Genomic DNA, 4934 nt, shown 5'->3' with positions numbered 1-4934 from the left:
GGTTGGATTGAAAAAGCAGAGCGAACATGTTAGCCCTTGAGCTAATTTAGCTTTTAAGCTAATATTAATGTTCAGGGGGAGACATCGTGTTCACTGTAATTTTTCATAATGAAGCCGAAGCAGAATTGTTCGCATTGCCCGTTCCTATTCGGGTAAAAATGACCCGACTGCTGCAGAAGCTGGAAGCAAACCCGCGCCTGCTTAGAGAACCCGATACCAAGCCGTTAGGCGACGGGTTATTTGAGGTCAGAACGATGGGAACTGACATAGCCCGAGGGCTATGGGTATATCAAAGCGGTGAACGGATTTTTTTACTGAGAATCTTCATTAAAAAGTCCACTAAAACGCCCCGTAATGAGATAGAACTGGCCTTCCGCAGACTGGAGGAAATGAAGAAATGAAATACAAAACACTTGATCAAATCCATACTGCATCCCTGCAAGACCCTGAATACAGGGCAGCATATGAAGCAGAAATGGCGTTAGAACGCCTCCAGGAAACGCTACAGTACTGGCGTGCTGAAGCTGGGTTAACTTCCGCTCAGGTAGCGGAACGGATGGGTATAAAGCCGCCTACCGTTAACAGGATGGAAAAAAACGCAACGAAAATGAGCTATGAAACGCTCTTAAGATACGCCCGCGCCTGCGGTGTTAACTTCAGGCTGCAACAAATCTGAGTTATCGGCTCTGTCGCATTAACGTAGGCAAGTCAGCAAACATTGCGCTGCCGATATTTTAGGCAACCAACAGATAAAATTGTTCCGCCGGTGATAAATGCTCTCCAGCGGGATGCTGATATTGCCCTTTACGTATCATATGCACTAACTCAATGCCCGCCAGTATCGTCTGCGCTCGCCGGAATGATTTGAACCCCAGCATCGGCCGTATTCGCCGTTTGATATTCCGATGGTCCTGCTCAATCAGGTTGTTCAGGTATTTACTCTGCCTGATGGTGATGGGTTCTTCTTCAGGTTTACCGGCGTTGAGTGTGGCCAGCGCCGCCGTGTTGGCACCGCTTTTATCGATGGTTACAACCTCAGGCTCACCGTGGTGGTGAATGGCCTTGCGAAAGAAGCGCAAGGCAGCCGCAGCGTCACGTCTGGCGGTCAGCAGGAAGTCGACCGTCTGACCTGAAGTATCGACAGCACGGTACAGATATTTCCACTGGCCCTTGATTTTTATGTAGGTTTCATCCATTCGCCATCGGCGACCCAACTTGCGTTTATATCGCCGAAAGGCCTTATCCAGAAGCGGTACCAGGTGGATGACCCCGCGGTGAAGCGTGGAATGATCAACGACAACCCCACGCTCTGCCATTATCTCTTCCAGATTTCGCAGGCTCAGGGAATAAGCCAGATACCATCGGACACACTGAGCAATAACATCGACGGGATAATGCAGGCGTTTGAAGGCGTTTCGGATCAGAAGCATCGTCAGGCAACATCGCAAAAAACAGAATGTTACCTGACTCCGCCTTAATGCGACAGAACCGATAATGCAGGCGACTGAAGTTTTTTCGGATCAGGGACATTGTCAGGTAGCATCGCAAAAACAGTATGTTACCCGACGGGGCCTTAATGCGACAGAGCCAGCATCTGACCGGAAAAATCTTCACTCAACGCAATAACCTGACTCTGCGCACACGTATCAAAAGGCTCACTCGCAAAACTATCTGCTTCTCACGCTCTGTTGAGCTGCATGAAAAAGTCATCGGGGCCTTCATTGAAAAATACATGTTCTACTAATTCGAGTCATTACCGTTTTTTGAAAGCATCTATGGCTCAGTCGTTGTAAAATAACGGCCCACTTTAGACTATCCACAGAGTGAACTGTACTGGCGAGGATATATGAAAATTAATAACTCAGTTATTTATACGCAAGAAAATAGTGTAGACAGGCCTTATTTAAACCAAAAACAACAACCTAAAGATTTTATTACAACGATTGCTTCAATAAAAAACACATCAATTGAATTCAATCGACCAATGATTTCAAGTGCCACCTTACCCCGGCGGGTTATGGATAGCATGGTCCCCCCTGAAAGTACGAGTATCGATTTTTCTGGTAATTCTCATCATAAAAAATATAACCTTCCGATATTGAATACACGACTTAACTCAACTTCATGCTCAAGACGGCATGCCACATTACCGCCAAAAGTTGGGGCGGCACTATCTATTATTTTAAGTAAAAATAATATGAATCATGAAAATAAAGATGTAAATCCTAGAGTGTCGGATGGAGGACCTATCTTTCAACCTATCCCCAACGAATCAGAAGTGATAAGCCATTTAAATGAGACTCTGAATATTTTCATTAACGCCGCAGTCAATAAGGCAAGTAAAAAAAACATTGAAAGCGTTATGCTTTCGCATTTTGGTATTACGGACTCAAAAAAAATAAATAAGATGATGGAAAATATAGAAAAATTAAAAAAAAATCACAATTACAATACAAGGATTTACTCTCATAGCGATGACCTGCCAACTACTTCAACAGATAGTATGGTGCATGAGACCCTAATAAATGTAAGTGGAAAAGTTTTCAGAGAAGATGGTCTTAAGGTATTAGGAGACCCGTTAACTAGGCTAGGGATAGATAAGGATGTAGGTATTTTTCTGAACTATAATAATGCACATACAGATGAAGAGCTTTTCAATACCTATCTCCATGAATTAACACATGTGGTGTTAGGAAGTAAAGACTATTGGTATGATCATGTATTTATGGATGCGGGAGCAGAATTAGCGGCTAAAGCGATATATACAATGTCACATCCAGCTCGGAAAGCTATAAACTTGGAGTCAATTAAAGGTGCTGACGATGTTCCCAGAAAGTTTTTTTCAGTGGAACCTGATTATGAAAAAGCCTGCCGAAACAATGCCGATACGTTAAAGTCAGCAATAAAAGTACTTGCTTATAGCTCCGGGGATCAAGAGGTAATCCGGTTTGGCAGAACGGGGCAGTTTAATCTACCTAGCACTACTGGCGAGAAAATTAACGGAGAAAATAAAGATGAGTACCTGAACCTTACTCATCACATTTTTAAAACTGATATAGTTAAAACTATAAATACTTCTTTGCCAGCCAGCACGGCAGAAAATTCAGAAATCATCAGTGCACATAGCTATACTTTTGTCATCCCAACGGAACCTCCTTCTGAACAGGTAGCTAATCAGTTGTTCAGAGAAAATAAACGGCCGCTTTATGATTCAGCCAGGGATATACTCAACCTGCTATCATTGACTCCTGGGGCGGCATTAGGAAAACTAAAGGAACAAAACGCCCAAGGATATGCTGTCATCAGCAGGCTTATATACAACTTGAAAGCAAGTGATGACGGAAGGAAAATAAATGAAGCTTTCCTTAATTATATGATAAATTTGGTTGATAACACCAGCTCACCTATAGAGTCGGCAATGCTTCTTCGCTCACCGACTAAGCAGGACACACGTCTTGAACAGATATTAAACTCTGTCTTTGGCTCAGCAAAGGAAGGGTATTATCATTATGTTTTAGAAGATAAAGTATTAGTGCCTTTACTGAGTGAGTTGGTTAACAAAATGTACGATAAATCCCTTGCTATTTATCCGCATGGAAAAAATCCAGTGATTGATTTGGTTAAAAAAATACAGATGGACATTAGTAAGTTCCATTCCTTACCAGAACCAGTTACATTAAACACCCGTGAAATAAGGGAAATAACACAAGAAATATGTGATAAGGAAAAAAACCATGCAAAAGGATTATCTTTGAAAAAACACAGGGACAATGAAATAATAAAAAAACAAAAGGAAATGTTTGCAGAGATTAACAGTAAATTAATTCAGTACAATCTCACTGTCCCATCCGGTATGGAGAGTTATGTTTTCCCAGCGCATTTGTTTAAAGTTGACAGCGCAGAAGCACTGAAGCTGACTGGAAATGACATGATAAAATTAATGGAGGAAAATGGTCTTTATGTTGTAAATCCAAAGCGAGAAGAAATGGACATGGACAGGGAGCTACGTAGAGTATTAAAAACAAATAAAGCAAGTGAAATCATAGCAGATGCAATTAAAAAGGCAACGGATGCGTCTGGGGATATTGAAAAACACAAGGTAATTAAAATAGCAACGGAAAAGTTAACTGAATTTATTTTAACTGATGGTTTTTTTGATGGTAAAAAAGATGTCCTTGCAGCATGCTTCAATAACCTAGAGAGGTTGAGAAGTGAAGAAACTATCAAGCCAGATGAAGCATTGCTCATTGGCGAAAATATAAAGCAACAACTGGATAAACCTTTAGAAAAGAAAATTGCAGGGCAGATACAACAAAAAATTCAGGCACAGACAGAAAGAGAAGTCGTCAAACAAGTAGAAAAAGAGGTCAGCAAACAGACAGAAAAAGAAGTCATCAAACAAGTAGAAAAAGAGGTCAGCAACCAGACAGAAAAAGAGGTCAGAAAACAGGCTGAAAATGTAATAGCTCGCAAAGCAGCTGAGATGGCAGAGAAGAAAATGATGGAAGACCTTGAAAAACGATTTAGCGAGTGGAGACTATTCGTCACTGTTGAGGAGCCGCTAGAGAGGCTTAAGGATTTTAATAAAGATGCAGAATTAGAAAACAGATTTAAAGCGCTAAAGCAGCCGGCATCGAGTTCATCTTCAACAAGACAAAAAGCGAAAGCATCCACAGCTGGGCGGGTAGCTGAAGGGCTTGATAAGGATGGCAGACCATTTACCCGGACAATAGAATAGTAAGAGGTGCTGTGGTCGGGCCGTCATCGCCAGCGGTTCTGTCGCATTAGCTGTACTAGCTCAGACCTGATCTGACAGTTACCGGTTATTTATACAGGTGTCTGTCAGATTAAATCTGGTTCAGATGATCTGGCCCAGACTTGGTGGACACGCCCTTAAGAGAGGACTTGTCGTTCGAATACCATCGGGCTGACAT

The 4934-nt window shown here is 42.0% G+C and carries 4 protein-coding genes and 1 pseudogene; 4 read left to right on the top strand and 1 reads right to left on the bottom strand.

Annotated elements, in window-relative coordinates; translation table 11 throughout:
* Positions 1–86: 86 nt before the first annotated feature.
* Both ACJY2G_RS25340 and ACJY2G_RS25335 read left to right on the top strand, forming a co-directional pair.
* Positions 87–401 (top strand): type II toxin-antitoxin system RelE/ParE family toxin, encoded by a 315-nt coding sequence (locus ACJY2G_RS25340; RefSeq protein ID WP_439292372.1) that lies wholly within the window; start codon positions 87–89, stop codon positions 399–401.
* Positions 398–676 carry a helix-turn-helix domain-containing protein gene (locus ACJY2G_RS25335; protein ID WP_439292371.1) on the top strand — a complete coding sequence of 93 codons (279 nt, stop codon included), beginning with the start codon at positions 398–400 and terminating at the stop codon, positions 674–676. Before ACJY2G_RS25340 ends, ACJY2G_RS25335 begins: the two co-directional genes overlap by 4 nt.
* A gap of 58 nt (positions 677–734) precedes the next feature.
* Here the strand turns inward: ACJY2G_RS25335 and ACJY2G_RS25330 are convergent, their stop codons facing one another.
* The gene (locus ACJY2G_RS25330; RefSeq protein WP_439292370.1) at positions 735–1430 is read right to left on the bottom strand and encodes an IS6 family transposase; all 696 of its coding nucleotides are present in this window, start codon (positions 1428–1430) and stop codon (positions 735–737) included.
* A 158-nt stretch (positions 1431–1588) separates the two neighbouring features.
* Between ACJY2G_RS25330 and ACJY2G_RS25325 the strand changes: the two are divergent.
* Together ACJY2G_RS25325 and ACJY2G_RS25320 are read left to right on the top strand one after the other, a co-directional pair.
* Positions 1589–1744 (top strand): annotated as a pseudogene (locus ACJY2G_RS25325) (IS1 family transposase); the annotation flags it as partial.
* 102 nt (positions 1745–1846) lie between these two features.
* Complete coding sequence (locus ACJY2G_RS25320; protein WP_439292369.1) at positions 1847–4738, top strand: hypothetical protein; 2892 nt, start codon at positions 1847–1849, stop codon at positions 4736–4738.
* Positions 4739–4934 lie beyond the last annotated feature (196 nt).

It is taken from the genome of Rahnella sp. ATs2 (genome assembly GCF_051851855.1).
GTDB lineage: Bacteria > Pseudomonadota > Gammaproteobacteria > Enterobacterales > Enterobacteriaceae > Rahnella > Rahnella variigena.
This window is presented reverse-complemented; position numbering and strand designations above follow the sequence as displayed.

Coding starts and splice junctions, on each gene's coding strand:
- ACJY2G_RS25335 (WP_439292371.1), top strand. CDS start 398: ATGAAATACAAAACACTTGATCAAATCCATACTGCATCCCTGCAAGAC.
- ACJY2G_RS25330 (WP_439292370.1), bottom strand. CDS start 1,430: ATGCTTCTGATCCGAAACGCCTTCAAACGCCTGCATTATCCCGTCGAT.
- ACJY2G_RS25320 (WP_439292369.1), top strand. CDS start 1,847: ATGAAAATTAATAACTCAGTTATTTATACGCAAGAAAATAGTGTAGAC.